The 16,956-nt window shown below is 71.9% G+C and carries 9 protein-coding genes; 5 read left to right on the top strand and 4 right to left on the bottom strand.

Annotated features, from left to right (window positions below; genetic code table 11):
• Positions 1-162 precede the first annotated feature (162 nt).
• The 3 genes from KCH48_RS10155 to KCH48_RS10165 form a co-directional block, all read right to left on the bottom strand.
• Positions 163-1,737 carry an alpha/beta hydrolase gene (locus tag KCH48_RS10155; protein WP_210572276.1) on the bottom strand — a complete coding sequence of 525 codons (1,575 nt, stop codon included), beginning with the start codon at positions 1,735-1,737 and terminating at the stop codon, positions 163-165.
• Positions 1,738-1,875: 138 nt separating this feature from the next.
• Complete coding sequence (locus KCH48_RS10160) at positions 1,876-3,423, bottom strand: alpha/beta hydrolase (RefSeq protein ID WP_210572278.1); 1,548 nt, start codon at positions 3,421-3,423, stop codon at positions 1,876-1,878.
• A gap of 61 nt (positions 3,424-3,484) precedes the next feature.
• Entirely contained in the window at positions 3,485-6,274 is a 2,790-nt protein-coding gene (locus KCH48_RS10165; protein WP_210572280.1) for a lysylphosphatidylglycerol synthase domain-containing protein, read from the bottom strand.
• Positions 6,275-6,451: 177 nt separating this feature from the next.
• On the opposite strand from KCH48_RS10165, the gene KCH48_RS10170 reads away from it, so the two are divergent.
• From KCH48_RS10170 to nudC, 5 genes are all read left to right on the top strand, one after another.
• Entirely contained in the window at positions 6,452-6,811 is a 360-nt protein-coding gene (locus tag KCH48_RS10170; protein WP_210572281.1) for an MGMT family protein, read from the top strand.
• Between the two features lie 266 nt (positions 6,812-7,077).
• Positions 7,078-10,470: an ATP-dependent DNA helicase gene (locus tag KCH48_RS10175; RefSeq protein ID WP_210572283.1), complete on the top strand. Its 3,393-nt coding sequence runs from the start codon at positions 7,078-7,080 to the stop codon at positions 10,468-10,470.
• 91 nt (positions 10,471-10,561) lie between these two features.
• The gene (locus KCH48_RS10180; RefSeq protein WP_210572285.1) at positions 10,562-14,059 is read left to right on the top strand and encodes an ATP-dependent DNA helicase; all 3,498 of its coding nucleotides are present in this window, start codon (positions 10,562-10,564) and stop codon (positions 14,057-14,059) included.
• A 10-nt stretch (positions 14,060-14,069) separates the two neighbouring features.
• Entirely contained in the window at positions 14,070-15,482 is a 1,413-nt protein-coding gene (locus tag KCH48_RS10185; protein ID WP_210572286.1) for a dipeptidase, read from the top strand.
• Between the two features lie 145 nt (positions 15,483-15,627).
• On the top strand, positions 15,628-16,572 hold the full coding sequence (gene nudC, locus KCH48_RS10190; protein WP_210572287.1) for an NAD(+) diphosphatase: 945 nt from the start codon (positions 15,628-15,630) through the stop codon (positions 16,570-16,572).
• A gap of 65 nt (positions 16,573-16,637) precedes the next feature.
• On the opposite strand, the gene KCH48_RS10195 is transcribed toward nudC, so the two are convergent.
• On the bottom strand, positions 16,638-16,880 hold the full coding sequence (locus KCH48_RS10195; RefSeq protein ID WP_009293545.1) for a mycoredoxin: 243 nt from the start codon (positions 16,878-16,880) through the stop codon (positions 16,638-16,640).
• Between the last annotated feature and the right edge of the window lie 76 nt (positions 16,881-16,956).

Raw genomic sequence — 16,956 nt, forward strand, 5'->3', positions numbered from 1 at the left:
CACTGTGCCCCAGCCGGGGGCCGCCGGGCCCCGAGCACGCGGGCGCGGGGGGGGGCGGGGGTGGCCAAGACGGCGGGCGCGAAGGGGGCGCGCGTCCGGGCGCGGGCGCCCAGGACGGGGGGGGCCACCGTCCCCCGGGGGGGCGCGCGCCCCCCGCCGTCGTCATGAACAGACCTTGCCGTCCTTCGGCGCCTTGCCGTCGAGCAGATACGCGTTCACGGTCGAGTCGAGGCAGTCGTTCCCATTGCCGTACGCACCGTGACCCTCGCCCTTCCAGGTCAGCATCACGCCGACGCCCCGGCCCAGTTCGTCCGCCATCCTGCGGGCGCCCTCGTACGGCGTCGCCGGGTCGCCGGTGGTGCCGACCACCAGGATCGGCGCCGCTCCCGGCGCGCTCACCTCCGGCGTCTCGAACTGCCCGGGCACCGGCCAGTCGTGGCAGAAGCCCGCCGTGTCCCAGCCGAAGAAGTCCCCGAAGACCGGCGAGATCTTCTCGAACTTCGGCAGCAGCTTCTTCGCCTCGGCTGCCGTCGGCCGCTCCTTGTCGTCCGAGCACGATATGACCCGTTGCGAGTGGGTCGTCGTGCCGTAGTGCCCCGATGCGTCGCGCTCGTTGTAGCCGTCGGCGAGCGCCAGCAGTTCGGAGCCGTCGCCCTCCTCCGCCGCCGTCAGGGCACTGGTCAGCGTCGGCCAGGCCGACTGGTTGTACAGCGGCAGCGCGATGCCGGTGACCGCGAGCGCCTGCGTCAGCTCCCGGCCGGACGACGTCGGCAGCGGATCCGCGTCGATCCGGTCCAGCAGGTCCGCGATCTTCCGGGAGCCCTCCTGCGGATCCTGACCGGTGGACTTCAGGTAGTTGTCCAGCGCGCGCTGGAAGCCCCTGGCCTGGTTCTCGGCGTGGCCCACCGTCCCGGCGGTCGGGTCGACGACCGCGTCCAGGATCAGCCGCCCCACATTCCGCGGGAACAAGTGGGCGTAGACGCCGCCGAGTTCGGTGCCGTAGGAGATGCCGAAGTAGTGCGTCTTGGCGTCGCCGAGGACCTGGCGCATCAGGTCCATGTCGCGGGCGGTGTCCGTGGTGGACGCATGGGCCATCAGCTCGCCTGCGTCCTTCGCGCAGCCCTTCGCGAAGTCTGCCGTGTTCTGGAGGTACGCCTTTTCCTCGGCCCCGGTGTCCGGAGTCACGTCGACGGCCTCGGCGGCCTGGATCTCCTTGTCGCCGCGACAGCGGACACCCTCACTGGCGGCGACCCCGCGCGGGTCCCAGCTCACCAGGTCGTAGCGCTCGCGGAGCAGGGAGTACGACGATGAGAACGACGGCAGGCCGGAGACGCCCGAGCCACCCGGGCCGCCGAAGTTGAACAGCAGCGAGCCGATGCGGTCGTCTCCGGTGGCCTTGGCGCGGATCAGTGCGAGGCCGATCGTCTCGCCGCCCGGCTCCGCCCAGTCCAGCGGCACCTTGAGCGTCGCGCACTGCCAGTCGCCGCCGGGCGCGGGCGCGTCCGCGGTGGCCTCGCAGCGCCCCCAGTCCAGCTTCTGCGAGGTCAGTGAGGAGGGCGGCGGATCCGCCGTACCGCTCGCCGTACCGGAGGAACCGGACGACGGCGCCGTAGCGGAGGACCGCCCCCCGCTGCTCTCCTCCCCGTCCTTGCCGTCGTCGGACGAGCCGCTGCCGCAGCCCGCCGCCAGCAGTGCGGCGGCGGCCGTCAGAGCCGTCCACCGGACGATACGCGCCATGTGCTTCTACCCCCTCGCAGGCCGTCCGCGTGGATCCGCGGATGGCGGTCAGGCCATGGTAGGCGGATCCCGCAGCACCTGCCGGGCCCTGTGGATAACCTTCTGACCTGCATGTTTTCCTGGATTTCGACCCCGGCTTCAGGAGCAGACGGTCCCGGCGGCCGGGACCTTCCCGTCGAGCAGATAGCCGTTCACCGCGCTCTGCACGCACTTGTTCTTGCTGTCGTAGGCGCCGTGCCCCTGCCCCTTGTACGTGAGCTCGACGCCGACGCCCTTGCCCAGGGCCTGCGCCATCTTGCGCGCGCCCTCGTACGGTGTGGCCGGGTCGCCGGTGTTGCCCACGACCAGGATCGGGGCCGCGCCGGGCGCGCTCACGTCGGGGTGGTCGGCGGAGCCCGCCACGGGCCAGTCCGTGCAGCTGATCATGGACCAGGCGAGATAGTCGCCGAACACCGGCGAGGCGGCCCGGAACTCCGGCAGTTTCCGCTCCACGTAGGCGGGGGTGTAACGCGGCTTGTCGTCCGCGCAGTTGATGGAGATGTTGGCCGCCGTGAGGTTGCTGTACTCGCCGTTCTCGCTGCGGCCGTTCAGTGAGTCGGACAGCAGCATCAGGATCTGGCCGTTGCCGTCGTACGCCTGATCCAGGCCCTGCGTGAGGTACTCCCAGAAGTCCTGGGAGTACAGGGCCTGTGCGATGCCGCTGGTCGCCGCCGTCTGGGTCAGCTCGCGGGGGAAGACGCCGGAGATCGGCTTGCTGTCAAGGTCCTTCAGCAGCTTGGCGATGCGGTTCTTGACGTCCTGTGCGCTGTCGCCGATCGGACAGTCCTCGACCTGCGAGGCGCAGTGCTCGGCGAAGTTGTCGAGTGCGAGCTGGAAGCCCTCGGCCTGGCCGAGCGAGCCCTGCTCGGGGTTCTCCGTCGGGTCGACGACCGCGTCGAACACGGCACGGCCCACGTTCTTGGGGAACAGGTGGGCGTAGACGCCGCCGAGTTCGGTGCCGTAGGAGATGCCGAAGTAGTGCAGCTTGGCGTCGCCGAGGACCTGGCGCATCAGGTCCAGGTCACGGGCCGCGTCTGTGGTGCGCACATGCGGCAGGACGTTTTTGGAGTTCTTCTCGCAGGCCGCGTTGAACTCCTTGGTGTCGTCCAGGAGTTCGGTGCGCTCGGCGGCGTTCTCGGGGGTGGCGTCCTGCTGGAAGTAGGCGTCGAGCTGCTGGTCGTTCTCGCACTTCACAGGGGCGCTGCGGCCCACTCCGCGCGGGTCGAAGCTCACCAGGTCGTAGCGGGTGCGCAGTTTCGCGTAGTCCTCGCCGAAGGCGGGCAGCGTGGTGACGCCCGAGCCGCCGGGCCCGCCGAAGTTGAAGATGAGCGAGCCGATGCGCTTGCTCTCGTCGCCGCTCGTTTTCGCGCGGATCAGGGCGATATCGATGGTGTCGCCCTTGGGCTCGTCCCAGTCGAGTGGCGCCTTCATGGTGCTGCACTGCCATTCGTCGCCGTTCGCCAGAGGTGACGGGGCGCTTCCGCCGCCTTGCGCCTGGGAGGGGGCCGGGCAGTCCTTCCAGCTCAGCGACTGGGCCGACAGATCCTCGTTCTGCGAGTCGTCGTCGCCGCAGCCCGCCAGGACGGCGGACAGCAGCACGGCGGTGGCGGTCAGGGCAGCGGCGCGCAGCCGGGAGCGGTTGGGCATGACCCAATCCTGCGGTCGAGCACGGATGTGCGCTCGGGGCGCGAGCCGTACGAGGTACGACCTACAGGGCGCCCTTGCGCGTCAGGTGGTTGAAGGCCAGCCAGCCCGGCAGCACCGGCAGCCACAGTGTCAGCAGCCGGAACAGCAGCACCGCGGGGGCGGCCACCTCACTGGGCAGACCGACGGCGATCAGACCGACCGTCAGGGTCGCCTCGACCGCGCCCACACCGCCCGGTGTCGGGGCGGCGGACCCCAGTGCGTTGCCGGCGAGGAAGACGACGGCGACGCTGGCGATGCTGATCGACGTCGTTTCGTCGCCGAACGCGCGGATCGACGCGTCCAGGCACATCACGAAGCAGGCCGTCAGCAGGAGCATGCCGCCGATGCCGGTCAGCAGCTTCTGCGGGCGCTGCAGCACGTCGAGCATGCGCGGCACGACACCCGCGAACAGCGACCTCACGCGCGTGGAGACGAATTTCCGCAGGAACGGCACCGAGGTCACCACGAGGACCAGCACCGCCACCGTCAGCAGACCGGCGATGACCGTCCGGGACGGCGACAGCGACGGCGTCTTCTCGGTGCCGGTGAGATAGCCGAAGGCCAGCAGCATCATGATGTGGGCGCCGAGCCCGAACAGCTGAGAGGCGCCGACACTCGCCACCGCGAGCCCCGGCCGCACCCCCTCGCGCTGCAGGAACCGCGTGTTCAGAGCCACGCCGCCCACCGCGGCCGGGGCGACGATCTTCACGAAGGACCCGGCGACCTGGGCGGCCACGGTCCGCAGGAACGGCACCCGCTCCGGTACGAACCCCAGCAGCGCCATCGCCGCGGCGAAGTAGCTGCACGCCGAGAACAGCACGGCCGCCGCGACCCAGCCCCACTCGGCGTTGGCGATCAGCGGACCGAACTCGATGTGCGTGAGCTGCGTCAGCAGGAAGTACGCGCCGATCGCACCGGCGATGAGGCTGATCAGCGTGCGTGGCCGCACCCGCTCCAGGCGGGCCGGCTCGACCGGCGCCTGCGGCCTGATCCGCAGCACCTGGTGGCGGATCTGCGTGAGCAGATCCTCCTCGCGCGCCTCGTCCATGGCCTCGTCGATGGCCCGCTTCTCGGCTCGCTGCTCCGCTCGTACGGCCTTCTTGTCGAGCTTGTCGAGTACGGGCTTCGTGTCCTCGTGGGCCTCGCCGTGGGCCTCGTCCGCCCGGGCCTGCTTGGCCTGCCGGGACGCCTCCAGGACGGCGTCGCGCTCGCGCTGCGCCCGCTCCCGGGCCAGTTTCCGCAGTGTCGCGCGCGTGGAGCGCGTCAGCGCGATGGGCTGGAGCATCGGCAGGCAGTCGGCGACGGTGTCGGGACCGAGGACCTCGACCGCGGAGGCCACCGCGCGCTCGGCGCCCACGCGTAGTCCGAGCGTCGTCACCAGCTGGGCGATGTCCACGCGCAGCAGCAGTTCACCGGCCGCGATCTCGCCGCCGCGCAGATCGGTGAGGATGACCGTGCCGGAACGATCCACCAGAATCGCGTCGCCTGCCAGCCTCCGGTGCGCGATCCGCCGTGACTGCAGCGCCTGCACCTGGTGCCAGGTGCTGCGCAGCAGATCGTCGGTGATCTCGTCGTCGTCCAGCGAGTCGAGTGTGCGCCCGCCGGTGTGCTCGTAGACGAGCATCACGGCGTCCGGACCGAGCTCGGAGGTGGCGATCAGCTTGGGCGCGTTGGCACCGGCCGCGATGGCCGCGTAGGCGAGCAGCGCCTCCTGCTCCAGCGCCTGGCGCAGCGACTGCAGACTGCGGCGGGTGGCGATGCCGCGCAGCGTCAGATTGCGCCACACCCGGTAGAAGAAGCCCTGTGCCTGCTGCTCGCGGTCGACGACCGTGACGTCCAGCGGCGGACCGTCCTCCAGGGTGACGAAGTAGCGCCGGCCGCGGTCGCCGCTCTCCGCCGTCTCCTGAGCGTCCTCGCGGGACGCGGTCACCGGACGGAAGCCCACATGCCTCAGGCCCGCCATCAGTGTCCGTCCGGTAGGACGGACGTTGGGCGAGCCGACCGCGTACAGCGTCCCGTAGGCGACGGTCCAGCCGATCAGCACCGTCAGGATGATCGAGAACGGCGTGGTGTAGCCGGTGACGAGCATCGAGAAGGCGTCCAGGAGCAGCACGATCCACAGCACCGCGCGCCAGCGTGGCCGACGCGACATGCCGACGGCCGTCATGTACGCGATGACCGGGGCGAGATAGCCGTGCACGGGGTCGGTGAGTGCATGGATGTCGCCGGGGGAGGGCTGGGTGAGCGCCTCCTGGATCGAGTCGGGGGCCGCCTTGGCGACCCACAGATCGGTGGCGAGCGTCACTCCGTGCGCGAGGACCGCCGCGAGCACACCGTCGGCGATGCGCAGCCCGTCCCGCTTGATCAGCCGCTCGATCGCGAACGCGACCGGCACCAGGAGGATCGCGATGCTGGACGCCAGCCCCGCGATCTTGATGAGCAGATCGGGTGCCTGCCCGGTGCCCTTGTTGATGTCCTGTTCGAGGCCTGAGGTGGTGCCGTGCGCGAACGCGGCGATCGCGATGAGCACGGCGACGGCCAGCACGCCCACCAGGAGCCGCATCAGGTCGGACGGGCGGTGCACGCGCGCGGGGAGGAGGGGTTCGTCGCCCTCGACCTCGTCGGTGTACGGGTCGTCCTCGTCGGGGTGGGCCTCGTCGATGTGCTCGGCGCCTGGGCCGGAGATGCTCGCGACCACCGCCTCCTCGGCTGTGTCGTGCGCGTCCTTGTCGTCCGCGTCGGCGGTGTGCGGGCGCGATGAAGCGTCAGAGGTGCTCTTCGCGCCCTCCGGGTGCACACCCTGCTGCTTCATCGTCTCTTCTTGATCTCGTATCACCGATCACCGCCCGCACGATGGTGGCATGCCCCACCGACACACAGGGGCATCAGGGTGCAAACGCGGGGGCGCACAGTCTGCCCGAAGCGCCGCTCGGGAGCGAGGGATACGCACAGTCACGAGGGCGTCACATTGTCGGTGGGGTGCGGCAGGATGGGACGGATGAGCGAGGAGAGCCTTCCGGAGTACGCAGAGCGGGTCCTCGAGGTCGCCGAGCTGATTCCGCCGGGGCGCGTGATGACGTACGGCGATGTCGCCGAGTGGCTTCAAGAGGGCGGGCCGCGGCAGGTCGGCCGGGTGATGGCGCTCTATGGAGGAGCCGTTCCGTGGTGGCGGGTCGTCCGCGCGGACGGTGTCCTGCTGCCCAGCCACGAACTGCGGGCGCTCGACCACTACCGCGCGGAGGGCACACCGCTGAAGGAGGCGAGCAGGGCGGCCGAGGGCCACCTGCCTCGGGTCGACATGAAGCGGGCGCGGTGGGACGGCGGCGAACACGCGGAACCTCACACCTGACAGCTTCCGCCATCGGACCCACCCCGGGGCAACCTGTGGCCCGTACGAGGGAAACAGGGCACGCCCGTGGCATGCCGTACGTTCGTGGGGTGAGGGACGCACGAGACGTGAGCGCACTGACGGGGCGGATGCGCCAATCGGAAGCCCTGCTTCCGCACCATCCGTCGGCGTAGCGTCGGCGGCACGCGTCCCCCTCACCACGCGGCCAACGCCCTGAACGCGCCGCGGATCGCAAACCAGCACACCCACCAGGACCGGCGAACCACGTGAGCTCCTCTTCCTCCACCAGGCGCCTGTCGCACTCCCAGGTGCGACAGGGGAGCCGTGGCGCTTACCGGCTGGTCCGTACCCCGCCGCCGCGAGTGGTTCCCCCTCATCTGGACGCGGCCCAGCGCTCGGTGGTTGACCACGGCAGGGGTCCATTGCTCGTCCTCGCCGGTCCGGGCACCGGCAAGACCACCACGCTCGTGGAGTCCGTGGCGGCCAGGATCGCCCGGGGCGTGGACCCCGAGCGGGTCCTCGTCCTGACGTTCAGCCGCAAGGCGGCCGTCGAACTGCGCGACCGCATGGCACTGCGCATGGGGGCGCCGCGCGCGCCGCAGGCGACCACCTTCCACTCGTTCTGCTACGCCCTGGTCCGCGCCCACCAGGACAGCGACCTGTTCGTGGAGCCCCTACGGCTGCTGTCGGGCCCCGAGCAGGACGTCTCCGTCCGGGAACTGCTCGCCGGCCAGCCCGATCTGGAGCGGCTCGGCCTCGCACATGTGCGCTGGCCGGACGAGCTGCGCGCCTGTCTGACCACGCGTGGCTTCGCCGACGAGGTCCGCGCGGTCCTCGCCCGCAGCCGCGAACTGGGTCTTGACCCCGATGCCCTCGATGCCTTCGCCCGCCGTATCGGACGCCCCGACTGGCGGGCGGCGGCCACCTTCCTCGCCGAGTACCTCGACGTGCTCGATCTGCAGGGCGTACTCGACTACGCGGAACTCGTCCACCGCGCGGTGCTCCTGGCGCGTCGCCCCGAGGTCGCCGCCCAGCTGGCCGACCGGTACGACGCCGTGTTCGTCGACGAGTACCAGGACACCGATCCGGCTCAGGTTCGACTGCTGCACGCACTGGCGGGCGGCGGCCGCACCCTCGTCGCCTTCGGCGACCCCGACCAGTCGATCTACGCCTTCCGGGGCGCCGACGTGAACGGCATCCTGGAGTTCCCGGACGCCTTCCCGCGCGCGGACGGCCGCCCGGCGCCCGTGGAAGTCCTGCGCACCTCCCGTCGCTCCGGCGCCGACCTGCTGGGCGCCACCCGGCTGCTGACCCAGCGGATGCCGCTGACCCGGCTGCCCGCCGACAAGGTCCGCGCCCACCGGGAACTCACCCCGGTTCGTGACGGCGGTCGCGTCGAGGTCTACACGTATCCGACGCCCGGCACCGAGCTGGACAACATCGCCGACATCCTCCGCCGCGCACACCTGGAGGACGGCGTCCCCTGGCGCGACATGGCCGTCCTGGTGCGCGCCGGGTCCCGCACCATCCCGACAGTCCGTCGCGCGCTGACAGCGGCCGGCGTCCCCCTGGACATAGACGGCGACGACCTGCCCCTGCGGCACGAACCCGCGGTGGCACCCCTGCTGACGGCACTGCGGGCGGTGGCGACGGCGGAAGCGGCCGAGGGGGGCGTACGGGACGAGGCGGCAGGCGAGGCCGATGCCTCTGAAGAGACCGACGCCTCCGGAGAGACCGATACCTCCGGAGTGGCCGACGCCTCTGGAGAAGCCGAGTCGGACACCTCCTGGCTCGACACCGAAACCGCCCTCACCCTGCTGGCCTCCCCGCTCGCCGGCATGGACGCGGCCGACCTGCGCCGTCTTGGCCGGGCGTTGCGCGAGGAGGAGCGGGCCGGGGGCAACCCGCTGCCGCCGCCGTCGGACGACCTCCTCGCGCGGGCGCTGGCCGAGCCGGAGCGGCTGGTCGCGCACGATCCGGCGTACGCGCGGGGCGCTCAGCGTCTCGGCGCGCTGCTGCGCAAGGCACGTGAGCGCCTGGCCGGCGGCGGTACGGCGGAGGAGGCGCTCTGGGAGCTGTGGGACGGCACTCCATGGCCCGCACGGCTGGAGCGGGCTGCCCGGCGCTCAGGCGCGGCCGGGCGCAACGCGGACCGAGACCTGGACGCCGTATGCGCCCTGTTCGCCACGGCGGCCCGCGCGGAGGAACGCACCGGCGGGCGCGGCGCCCTCAACTTCCTGGAGGAGATCGAGGCCGAGGACATCGCTGCCGACACACTCACGCGGCGTGCCGTACGACCGGACGCGGTGCGCCTGATGACCGCGCACCGCTCGAAGGGGCTGGAGTGGCGCCTGGTCGTCGTCGCGGGCGTCCAGGAGGGACTGTGGCCCGACCTGCGCCGCCGTGGCTCCCTCCTGGAGGCCGACCGCATCGGACGCGACGGACTGGCCGAACCACTCACCCCGGGCGCCCTGCTCGCCGAGGAACGCCGCCTGTTCTACGTGGCCGCCACGCGCGCGCGTGAACGCCTCGTCGTGACCGCCGTGAAGGCGCCCGCGGACGACGGCGACCAGCCGTCCCGCTTCCTGACCGAACTGGGCGTCGAAACCAAGGACGTGACGGGCCGCCCGCGCCGTCCGCTGTCCGTCGCTGCGCTCGTGGCCGAACTGCGGGCCACGACGGTCGACCCACGGGTCTCCGACACCCTCAGGGAAGCCGCCGCCCGCAGGCTGGCCCGGCTCGCCGCGCTCGCCGACGAGGACGGCCGCCCCCTCGTGCCGTCCGCGCACCCCTACCGCTGGTGGGGCATGTTCGAGCCGACCGAGTCCAAGGTGCCGCTGCGCAACCGCGACCAGCCCGTCGTCCTCTCCGGCAGCGCCCTCGACCAGCTCGCCAACACCTGCTCCCTGCAGTGGTTCCTGGGCCGTGAGGTGAAGGCGGACGCGCCCGCGACCGTCGCCCAGGGCTTCGGCAACGTGGTGCACGTCCTCGCCGACGAGGTCGCCTCCGGGCACACCCCGGCCGACCTCGCCGTGCTCATGGAGCGACTGGACTCGGTGTGGAACGCGCTCGCCTTCGACGCGCCCTGGAAGTCGGCGCAGGAGAAGGAGCACGCGCGCGTGGCGCTCGAACGGTTCCTGAAGTGGCACGTCATGGACCGCACGGGACGTACCCCGGTCGCCAGTGAGCACGACTTCGACGTCACCCTCGAAGCGGGCGACTACGAGGTGCGCATCCGCGGCCAGATGGACCGCGTCGAGGCGGACGGCGAGGGCCGCGCCTACGTCGTCGACTTCAAGACCGGCAAACAGGCGCCCACGGCTTCCGAGGTCGCCCACCATCCTCAACTCGCCGTCTACCAACTAGCGGTCCGCGAGGGCGCCGTCGACGACGCCTTCGACGGGCGCCGCCCGGAGCCGGGCGGCGCCGAACTCGTCCAGCTGCGCCAGGGCGCCGCCCAGCGGGACGGCGGCGAGACCCTGCCCAAGGTGCAGGCGCAACAGCCCCTGGAGGGGGAGTGGGTCGGCGACCTGCTGGCCACCGCCGCCGGCAAGGTCCTGGACGAGCGGTTCACGCCGACGTCCGGCCAGCACTGCGCGCACTGCGCGTTCCGGGCATCGTGCAGCGCGCGCCCCGAGGGACGCCACGTGGTGGAGTGAGATACCGCACCACCTGTGCTGACCTGCGCTTCCTCCACCCCGGCCGCCGATTCGGCATCTACTGTCAGTGGCCGCCGCTAGCCTCTCTGAGGTGCCCGCTCGTATCACCGATCCCGATCAGCTCAAGGAGCTCCTCGGCATCCCGTTCACCCCGGAGCAGACGGCCTGCATCACCGCGCCGCCCGCCCCGCAGGTGATCGTGGCCGGAGCCGGTTCGGGCAAGACGACGGTGATGGCGGCCCGCGTGGTGTGGCTGGTCGGCACCGGGCAGGTCGCCCCCGAACAGGTCCTCGGCCTCACCTTCACCAACAAGGCCGCCGGTGAACTCGCCGAGCGCGTCCGCAAGGCACTGATCAAGGCGGGCGTCACCGACCCCGACGTCATCGACCCGGACAACCCTCCGGGCGAGCCGGTGATCTCGACGTACCACGCCTTCGCGGGCCGCCTGCTGACCGACCACGGTCTGCGCATCGGCCTCGAACCGACCTCCCGCCTGCTCGCCGACGCCACCCGCTTCCAACTCGCCGCGCGCGTCCTGCGCGAGGCCCCGGGGCCCTACCCGGCGCTGACCCGCTCCTTCCCCGACCTCGTCGGCGACCTCCTCACCCTCGACGCCGAACTCGCCGAGCACCTCGTACGGCCCGAGGATCTGCGCGCGTACGACGCCGAGCTGCTGGGGGCCCTGCGAAGCGTCAAGCTCACCAACGCCGACCTGCGCAAGGTCCCCGAGGCCGCCGCCGCGCGCCGTGAACTCGCCGAGCTGGTGATCCGCTACCGGGCCGCCAAGCGCGAGCGCGACCTGCTCGACTTCGGCGACCAGATCGCCCTGTCGGCCGGCCTCGCCGGGCTCCCCGAAGTGGGCCGCATCCTGCGCGACGAGTTCCGCGTGGTGCTGCTCGACGAGTACCAGGACACGTCGGTGGCCCAACGCGTCCTCCTGGCCGGCCTGTTCGGCGGCGGCACGGGCCACCCGGTGACCGCCGTCGGCGACCCCTGCCAGGCGATCTACGGCTGGCGCGGCGCCTCCGTCGCCAACCTCGACGACTTCCCCGAGCACTTCGCCCACGCCGACGGCAGCCCCGCCACCCGCCAGGCACTCAGCGAGAACCGCCGCAGCGGCGGCCGCCTCCTCGACCTCGCCAACGGCCTCGCCGAGCCCCTGCGCGCCATGCACGCGGGCGTGGAGGCCCTCCGCCCGGCCCCCGGCGCCGAACGCGACGGCCTGGTCCGCTGCGCCCTGCTGCGCACCCACGCCGAGGAGATCGACTGGATCGCCGACTCCGTCGCCCATCTCGTACGGACCGGAAAGGCGCCCGGCGAGATCGCCGTCCTGTGCCGCACGGCGACCGACTTCGCCGAGATCCAGGGCGCGCTCGTCGCCCGCGACATCCCGGTCGAGGTCGTCGGCCTGTCCGGGCTGCTGCACCTGCCCGAGATCGCCGACCTGGTCGCCGTGTGCGAAGTCCTTCAGGACCCCGGTGCCAACGCCTCGCTGGTCCGGCTGCTGACCGGCCCCCGCTGGCGGATCGGCCCGCGCGACCTGGCTCTTCTGGGCCGGCGCGCCCGGCATCTCGTGTCGCACGCGCGCGTAGAGGCCGACGACGATCCGGACCGCCGCCTCGCCGCGGCGGTCGAGGGCGTCGACCCGGCCGAGGTGATCTCGCTCGCGGACGCCCTCGACACGTTCCTGGAGATGCCGATCGAGGCGCAAGGGGAGGACGACGGGCTGCCGTTCTCGCCGGACGCGCGCGTGCGGTTCGCCCGGCTCGCCGCCGAACTGCGCGACCTGCGCCGCTCCCTGTCCGACCCGCTGATGGACGTCCTCCACCGCGTCCTCGCCGTCACCGGCCTGGAAGTGGAACTGTCGGCATCCCCGCACGCCCTGGCCGCACGCCGCCGCGAGACCCTGTCCAACTTCCTGGACATCGCCGCCTCGTTCGCCGCCGGCGACGGCGAGGCCACCCTGCTGGCCTTCCTCGGCTTCCTGCGCACCGCCGCGCAGTACGAGAAGGGCCTCGACAACGCCCTCCCCGGCGGCGAGAACACCGTCAAGGTGCTCACCGCGCACAAGTCCAAGGGCCTGGAGTGGGACGTCGTGGCCGTTCCCGGCCTGGTCACCGGCACCTTCCCCAGCACCCAGGGCCGCGAGAAGTGGACCGCGCAGAGCAAGGTGCTGCCGCACGACCTGCGCGGCGACGCCGACACCCTGCCGGACGTCGAGGCATGGGACTCCCGAAGCCTGAAGGCCTTCCAGGAGGCCATGAAGGACCACCAGCACACCGAGGAACTCCGCCTCGGCTACGTCACGTTCACCCGCCCCCGCTCCCTCCTCCTCGGCTCCGGCCACTGGTGGGGGCCCTCGCAGAAGAAGCCCCGCGGCCCGTCCGACTTCCTCCAGGCGCTATACGGCCACTGCGCGGCCGGACACGGTGAGATCGAGGCATGGGCGGACGAACCCGCCGAGGACGAGGAGAACCCGGCCCTGCACCGGGCCACCGTCGACCAGGTCTGGCCCCTGCCCCTCGACGACATGGCCCTCGCCCGCCGCCGCGCCGCGGCCGAGACGGTCCTGGCGCACCTCGAGGACCTCGCCTCCCACACCGACGGCCACCCGGCGGCCACGCACGACCCGGACACCTACGACGACCCGGACTGGCCGCCACCGGAGGACGACGAGGTCCTGTACGACGAAGACGGCGAATCCGATGAATACGGCGAGGATGACACCCCCTTCGAGGAGGACCCGGGCGACTGGGAATCGTGGACCCCGGACCGTCCGACCGTCCCGCACCAGGCGGCGCCCCCGGACCTCACCGAGCACTCCGGCGCCCCGGACCTCCCGCGCCCTCACCCCCGCCTCACCCCGGAAGAAGCCCGCACCCTCGCCTCCTGGGACCGCGACCTCGACGCCCTCACCGGCGAACTGCTGCGCGCCCGGCGGGGGAGCACGGACGTACCCCTGCCGACGACTCTGACCGCATCGCAGCTGATGCGCCTGGCCGCCGACCCGGACGGCTTCGCACAGGAGCTGGCCCGCCCCATGCCCCGCCCGCCGCAGCCCGCCGCACGCCGCGGCACCCGCTTCCACGCGTGGGTCGAAGCCCGCTTCGAAGAGCTGACGCTGCCCATGCTGGACCCGGAGGAGCTGCCCGGCAGCGAGGCCGAGATCGCCGACGAACGCGATCTGGAGGCCCTGAAGGACGCCTTCGAGCGCACCCCGTACGCGCACCGCACGCCCTACCGCGTGGAGGCCCCCTTCCAGCTCGCGATCGCCGGCCGGGTGATCCGGGGCCGGATCGACGCCGTCTACCGGGAGAGCGACGGCGACAGGACGTCGTACGAGATCGTCGACTGGAAGACCAGCCGTGCCCGCACCGCCGACCCCCTCCAGCTCGCCCTGTACCGGCTGGCCTGGGCCGAGCAGCAGGGCGTGCCCCTGGAGTCGGTCCACGCCGCGTTCGTGTATGTGCGCGGTGGTGAGGTCGTACGGCCGCAGGACCTCCCGGACCGGGCCGCGCTGGAGCGGCTGCTGACGGAGGAGCCGTCGTGTGACGAACCGCCCAATCAGGATGTCGGTGCGGGCCGATAGGCTCGTGACCATGAGCCAGTCCGTTGACAGTGCCGTCAGCGCCGTCCGCACGCACATCGAGCAGCACCGCGCCGCCTTCCTCGACGACCTCGCCGAGTGGCTGCGCATCCCGTCCGTGTCGGCACAGCCCGACCACGCGGCGGACGTGCGCCGCAGCGCCGACTGGCTCGCCGCCAAGCTCAAGGAGACCGGCTTCCCCACGACCGAGGTCTGGCAGACACCCGGGGCACCCGCCGTCTTCGCCGAGTGGCCCGCCGACGACCCCGAGGCGCCCACGGTCCTCGTCTACGGCCATCACGACGTCCAGCCCGCCGCCCGCGAGGACGGCTGGGACAGCGACCCCTTCGAGCCGGTCGTCCGCAGAAACCGCCTCTACGCGCGCGGGGCCGCCGACGACAAGGGCCAGGTGTTCTTCCACACACTCGGCGTCCGCGCGCACCTCGCCGCGACAGGCCGCACCACCCCGGCCGTCAACCTCAAGCTGCTGATCGAGGGCGAGGAGGAGTCCGGCTCCCCGCACTTCCGCGCCCTCGTCGAGGAGCACGCGGCCCGGCTCGCCGCCGACGCCGTGATCGTCTCCGACACCGGCATGTGGGCCGAGGACACCCCCACCGTGTGCACCGGCATGCGCGGCCTCGCCGAGTGCGAGATCCAGTTCCACGGCCCCGACCAGGACATCCACTCCGGTTCCTTCGGCGGCGCCGTACCCAATCCGGCGACCGTCGCCGCCCGCCTCGTCGCCGCGCTGCACGACGACCACGCGCGCGTGACGATCCCCGGCTTCTACGACGGCATCGTCGAACTCACCGACCGGGAGCGCGAACTCTTCGCCGAGCTGCCTTTCGACGAGGAGCAGTGGCTGCACACGGCCAAGTCGTACGCCACTCACGGCGAGGCCGGGCACACCACCCTGGAGCGGATCTGGGCCCGCCCCACCGCCGAGGTCAACGGCATCGGCGGCGGCTACCAAGGCCCCGGCAGCAAGACGATCATCCCCTCGTCCGCCATGGTGAAGCTCTCGTTCCGGCTCGTCGCGGGTCAGGAACCCGACCGCATCGAGGAGGCCGTCCGCGCCTGGGCCGCCGACCAGGTGCCGGCCGGAATCCGGCACGAGATCACGTTCTGCGCCGCCACGCGCCCGTGTCTGACGCCGCTGGACCACCCGGCCCTGCAGTCCGTCGTACGGGCCATGGGCCGCGCGTTCGAAAGACCCGTGCGCTTCACGCGCGAGGGCGGCTCGGGACCGGCCGCCGACCTCCAGGAAGTGCTCGGCGTCCCCGTGCTCTTCCTGGGTATCTCCGTCCCCTCCGACGGCTGGCACGCCCCGAACGAGAAGGTCGAGCTGGATCTGCTCCTCAAAGGCGTCGAGACCAGCGCACATCTGTGGGCCGACCTCGCGGACAACTGGCGCCATGCTCCCTGAGCCCTCCGCACCACCCGGAGGTGTGCCCCGCGCGGGGCACACTGGAGAGGCCGCTCCCGCACCATCAAGCCGTCACCACCCGCCGCAGGTCCCGTCGAACCGCTCGCTGAAACAATCCGCTGCACCGGGGGAGTTGGAAGCACCCGTGACCACCTGGACCGACCACACCGCCGACCGACCCATCTCGCTCACCACCCCCAGCGGCATCGACCGCGCCGCCCACCACCGGCTCGACGAGGCCTGGCTCGCGGCGGCATGGAGCCACCCCACGACCCGCTGCTTCGTGGTCTCCGGCGGCCAGGTCCTCATCGACGAGACGCCCGACGGGCGCACCGAACTCGTCATGACCCCCTCCTTCGAAGCCCCTCTCACCGAGGCACACCGCTACTTCCTCGGCATCGACGAGGACGGCGTCAGTTACTTCGCCCTCCAGAAGGACGCCCTCCCCGGCCGTATCGACCAGTCCGCGCGCGCGGCGGGGCTGCGCGAGGCGGGGCTGCTGCTGTCACCGCGCGACACAGGCCTGATGGTGCACGCGGTCGGTCTGGAGAACTGGCAGCGCACCCACCGCTTCTGCTCCCGCTGCGGCGAGCGCACGGTCATCGCCGCGGCCGGCCACATCCGCCGCTGCCCGGCCTGCGGCGCCGAGCACTACCCGCGCACCGACCCGGCCGTGATCATGGCCGTCACCGATGAAGAGGACCGCATCCTGCTCGGCCGCCAGGTCCACTGGCCCGAGGGCCGCTTCTCCACGCTCGCTGGCTTCGTCGAGCCCGGCGAGTCCATCGAGCAGTCCGTGCGCCGCGAGGTCTTCGAGGAGGCCGGCATCACCGTCGGCCAGGTCGAGTACGTCGCCAGCCAGCCCTGGCCCTTCCCGTCCAGCCTGATGCTCGGCTTCATGGCGCGCGCCACCACGACCGACATCGAGGTCGACGGCGACGAGATCCACGAGGCCCGCTGGTTCTCCCGCGACGAGCTGCGCGCCGCCTTCGACTCCGGCGAGGTCCTCCCGCCGTACGGCATCTCGATCGCGGCCCGCCTCATCGAGCTCTGGTACGGCAAGCCACTGCCCACGCGAAGCGCGTTCTGACGTGTTCTGAAATGCAGGAAGGCGGTCCCGAGCTGTCTCGGGACCGCCTTCCTGCATCGCCCTGCTTACGCGCCGATCTTCTGCTTGACCTGGGCCAGCGAAGGGTTCGTGAGCGTCGAGCCGTCCGGGAACAGCACAGTGGGCACGGTCTGATTCCCGCCGTTCGCCTTCTCCACGAAGGCGGCCGACTCCGGGTCCTGCTCGATGTTGATCTCGTTGTACGCGATGCCCTCGCGGTCCATCTGGCTCTTCAGCCGACGGCAGTAGCCGCACCACGTGGTGCTGTACATCGTCACAGTGCCCGGCATGTCTCTCGCGCTCCTCGGCGGTCGGGGACGGGTGGTCGCAGGAAGGGAACGTTCGCGACCGCGCCGCCATTCCCGC

Source organism: Streptomyces sp. GESEQ-4 (genome assembly GCF_017948455.1).
Taxonomy (GTDB): domain Bacteria; phylum Actinomycetota; class Actinomycetes; order Streptomycetales; family Streptomycetaceae; genus Streptomyces.